At 43.7% G+C, this 4,228-nt stretch carries 1 protein-coding gene and 2 rRNA genes; 2 read left to right on the forward strand and 1 reads right to left on the reverse strand.

The genetic code is table 11. The features are described 5' to 3' along the window. Positions 1 to 150: 150 nt before the first annotated feature. Positions 151 to 309 (reverse strand): hypothetical protein, encoded by a 159-nt coding sequence (locus tag H7N67_RS07765; protein ID WP_187939604.1) that lies wholly within the window; start codon positions 307 to 309, stop codon positions 151 to 153. Between the two features lie 608 nt (positions 310 to 917). On the opposite strand from H7N67_RS07765, the gene H7N67_RS07770 reads away from it, so the two are divergent. After that, a 23S ribosomal RNA gene (locus H7N67_RS07770) occupies positions 918 to 3,806 on the forward strand. Positions 3,807 to 4,039: 233 nt separating this feature from the next. Further along, a 5S ribosomal RNA gene (gene rrf / locus H7N67_RS07775) occupies positions 4,040 to 4,157 on the forward strand. Positions 4,158 to 4,228 lie beyond the last annotated feature (71 nt).

Genomic DNA, 4,228 nt, shown 5'->3' on the forward strand with positions numbered 1-4,228 from the left:
GCCATCATCTCTCCTTTAAATTTAACTCTGTAAACCCCACTGATTTAAAAATGGGGCTTATGGAATCAAATGGTTTGAAAATGCGGTGCGGGTTTGAAAGGGGGAATAATAGGGTTAATGAAAGAGAGAATAATAAAAAGTAGGGGATTTTTAAATAGGTTTTTGCAAAAGCGATAAAAGTATGGTAGCGTTGCTTGATTGAATGATTGAATGATTGCTTGATTGCTTGATTGCTTGGTTGCTTGGTTGCTTGATTGCTTGGTTGCTTGATTGCTTGATTGAATGGTTGAATGGTTGAATGGTTGCCATTTCTACCCCTATTTTTGAAAAAAAGATGACTTGCGGTACTGTATCTAGCGGTATTTAATCAATGGTTAATGATGCGTTTTTATTTTTTATCTTATGATGCGTTTTATCTTAATTTATCTTAAAGCTTTATTTATTCAAAGCTTTATTTTTACCCCCATTCCCATCATTTCCAATCATTTTTATCCATTTCTTCCAAACTCTCAAAACTTTAAGCAAACTTTAAGCATTGCATGTCTATAATTACATTTCGTTTTTAAAGACAAGCTTTAAAAAGTTCTTTAATTTGAAACCACTCAAACAAGTCATAAAAGCTAAAAAGCTTTCAAAAATAAAAAGCTCATTAGCTGATTAAACTTGGCGGTTAAAAAAGATTAGGGATCAAGCATTTTTAGTCTTCTTTAAAGGGTTTAACAGAGCGATTGTAGCAAGTTTTTAAAGAAAAACGAAGTTATTTGATTTAATATTGTTAATAGCCTATGTAAAAGTAAAGTAAAACTACAATAACTCTGTCTTATATTCATTAAGGCAGTGGTAGCACTGAAGAATATTCGTGCAATTGTCGTTATTCATTATAAAAGGGCGGGTTTTAAAGGATATTTTAAAATTTAAAACAAGCTTTTAAGAGCAGATGGCGGATGCCTTGCCAAAGAGAGGCGATGAAGGACGTACTAGACTGCGATAAGCTATGCGGAGCTGTCAAGGAGCTTTGATGCGTAGATGTCCGAATGGGGCAACCCAACTAATAGAGATATTAGTTACTCTAATTATAGAGAGCGAACCTAGTGAAGTGAAACATCTCAGTAACTAGAGGAAAAGAAATCAACGAGATTCCCTAAGTAGTGGCGAGCGAACGGGGAAAAGGGCAAACCGAGTGCTTGCATTCGGGGTTGAGGACTGCAACATCCAAGAGAACGCTTTAGCAGAGTTACCTGGAAAGGTAAGCCATAGAAAGTGATAGCCTTGTATGCGACAAGGCGTTCTTAGGTAGCAGGATCCAGAGTAGGCCAGGACACGAGAAATCCAGGTTGAAGCCGGGGAGACCACTCTCCAACCCTAAATACTACTCTTTGAGCGATAGCGAACAAGTACCGTGAGGGAAAGGTGAAAAGAACCGCAGTGAGCGGAGTGAAATAGAACCTGAAACCATCTGCTTACAATCATTCAGAGCCCTATGATTTATCAGGGTGATGGACTGCCTTTTGCATAATGATCCTGCGAGTTGTGGTATCTGGCAAGGTTAAGCGAATGCGAAGCCGTAGCGAAAGCGAGTCTTAATAGGGCGCTTGAGTCAGATGCTGCAGACCCGAAGCTAAGTGATCTATCCATGGCCAAGTTGAAACGCGTGTAATAGCGCGTGGAGGACTGAACTCGTACCCATTGAAACGGGTTGGGATGAGCTGTGGATAGGGGTGAAAGGCCAAACAAACTTAGTGATAGCTGGTTCTCTTCGAAATATATTTAGGTATAGCCTCAAGTGATAATAAAAGGGGGTAGAGCCCTGATTGGGCTAGGGCTGCTCGCCGCGGTACCAAACCCTATCAAACTTCGAATACCTTTTATCGTATCTTGGGAGTCAGGCGGTGGGTGATAAAATCAATCGTCAAAAGGGGAACAACCCAGACTACCAAATAAGGTCCCTAAGTTCTATTCTGAGTGGAAAAAGATGTGTGGCTACTCAAACAACCAGGAGGTTGGCTTAGAAGCAGCCATCCTTTAAAGAAAGCGTAACAGCTCACTGGTCTAGTGGTCATGCGCTGAAAATATAACGGGGCTAAGATAGACACCGAATTTGTAGATTGTGTTTGACACAGTGGTAGAAGAGCGTTCATACCAGCGTTGAAGGTATACCGGTAAGGAGTGCTGGAGCGGTATGAAGTGAGCATGCAGGAATGAGTAACGATAAGATATATGAGAATTGTATCCGCCGTAAATCTAAGGTTTCCTACGCGATGGTCGTCATCGTAGGGTTAGTCGGGTCCTAAGCCGAGTCCGAAAGGGGTAGGTGATGGCAAATTGGTTAATATTCCAATACCGACTCATGGAGCGTGATGGGGGGACGCATAGGGTTAAGCGAGCTAGCTGATGGAAGCGCTAGTCTAAGGGCGTAGATTGGAGGGAAGGCAAATCCACCTCTGTATTTGAAACCCAAACAGGCTCTTTGAGTCCTTTTAGGACAAAGGGAGAATCGCTGATACCGTCGTGCCAAGAAAAGCCTCTAAGCATATCCATAGTCGTCCGTACCGCAAACCGACACAGGTAGATGAGATGAGTATTCTAAGGCGCGTGAAAGAACTCTGGTTAAGGAACTCTGCAAACTAGCACCGTAAGTTCGCGATAAGGTGTGCCGCAGCAATGCGGTCTCAGCAAAGAGTCCCTCCCGACTGTTTACCAAAAACACAGCACTTTGCCAACTCGTAAGAGGAAGTATAAGGTGTGACGCCTGCCCGGTGCTCGAAGGTTAAGAGGATGCGTCAGTCGCAAGATGAAGCGTTGAATTGAAGCCCGAGTAAACGGCGGCCGTAACTATAACGGTCCTAAGGTAGCGAAATTCCTTGTCGGTTAAATACCGACCTGCATGAATGGCGTAACGAGATGGGAGCTGTCTCAACCAGAGATTCAGTGAAATTGTAGTGGAGGTGAAAATTCCTCCTACCCGCGGCAAGACGGAAAGACCCCGTGGACCTTTACTACAACTTAGCACTGCTAATGGGAATATCATGCGCAGGATAGGTGGGAGGCTTTGAAGTAAGGGCTTTGGCTCTTATGGAGCCATCCTTGAGATACCACCCTTGATGTTTCTGTTAGCTAACTGGCCTGTGTTATCCACAGGCAGGACAATGCTTGGTGGGTAGTTTGACTGGGGCGGTCGCCTCCTAAAAAGTAACGGAGGCTTGCAAAGGTTGGCTCATTGCGGTTGGAAATCGCAAGTTGAGTGTAATGGCACAAGCCAGCCTGACTGTAAGACATACAAGTCAAGCAGAGACGAAAGTCGGTCATAGTGATCCGGTGGTTCTGTGTGGAAGGGCCATCGCTCAAAGGATAAAAGGTACCCCGGGGATAACAGGCTGATCTCCCCCAAGAGCTCACATCGACGGGGAGGTTTGGCACCTCGATGTCGGCTCATCGCATCCTGGGGCTGGAGCAGGTCCCAAGGGTATGGCTGTTCGCCATTTAAAGCGGTACGCGAGCTGGGTTCAGAACGTCGTGAGACAGTTCGGTCCCTATCTGCCGTGGGCGTAGGAAAGTTGAGGAGAGCTGTCCCTAGTACGAGAGGACCGGGATGGACGTGTCACTGGTGCACCAGTTGTTCTGCCAAGAGCATCGCTGGGTAGCTACACACGGATGTGATAACTGCTGAAAGCATCTAAGCAGGAAGCCAACTCCAAGATAAACTTTCCCTGAAGCTCGCACAAAGACTATGTGCTTGATAGGGTAGATGTGTGAGTGCAGTAATGCGTTTAGCTGACTACTACTAATAGAGCGTTTGGCTTGTTTTTTGCTTTTTGTATAAGATAACAACAATAAGCGCGAATGAGTTACCACTGCCTTACTGAGTGTAAGAGGGTTGGAGTTTTATAAAGACTTTTATATAATAAACTTTAATGAGAAACAGGATAAAGTCTAACTTGTTTTAATTAAGGGCTATTAACGATCTTCTTTGTTAAAAACAGCTCCCTAGAAAGAGAAAGGGGAGTTAAGGGTAAATGCGTTTTATCTTTAGCTCCCTTTTCCTTGTGCCTTTAGAGAAGAGGAACTACCCAGTTAACCATTCCGAACCTGGAAGTCAAGCTCTTCATCGCTGATAATACTGCTCTTTTCAAGAGTGGGAATGTAGGTCGGTGCAGGGATAGGGAAATGTTTTTTTAGTCTTGCTTTTTTATTTAATTTTATTATTGACTCATTGTTTTGTTTGTTTAGG

It is taken from the genome of Helicobacter pylori (genome assembly GCF_014498195.1).
In the GTDB taxonomy this organism is placed as follows: Bacteria; Campylobacterota; Campylobacteria; order Campylobacterales; family Helicobacteraceae; genus Helicobacter; species Helicobacter pylori_DO.

Coding starts and splice junctions, on each gene's coding strand:
- H7N67_RS07765 (WP_187939604.1), bottom strand. CDS start 309: ATGGCAACCATTCAACCATTCAACCATTCAATCAAGCAATCAAGCAAC.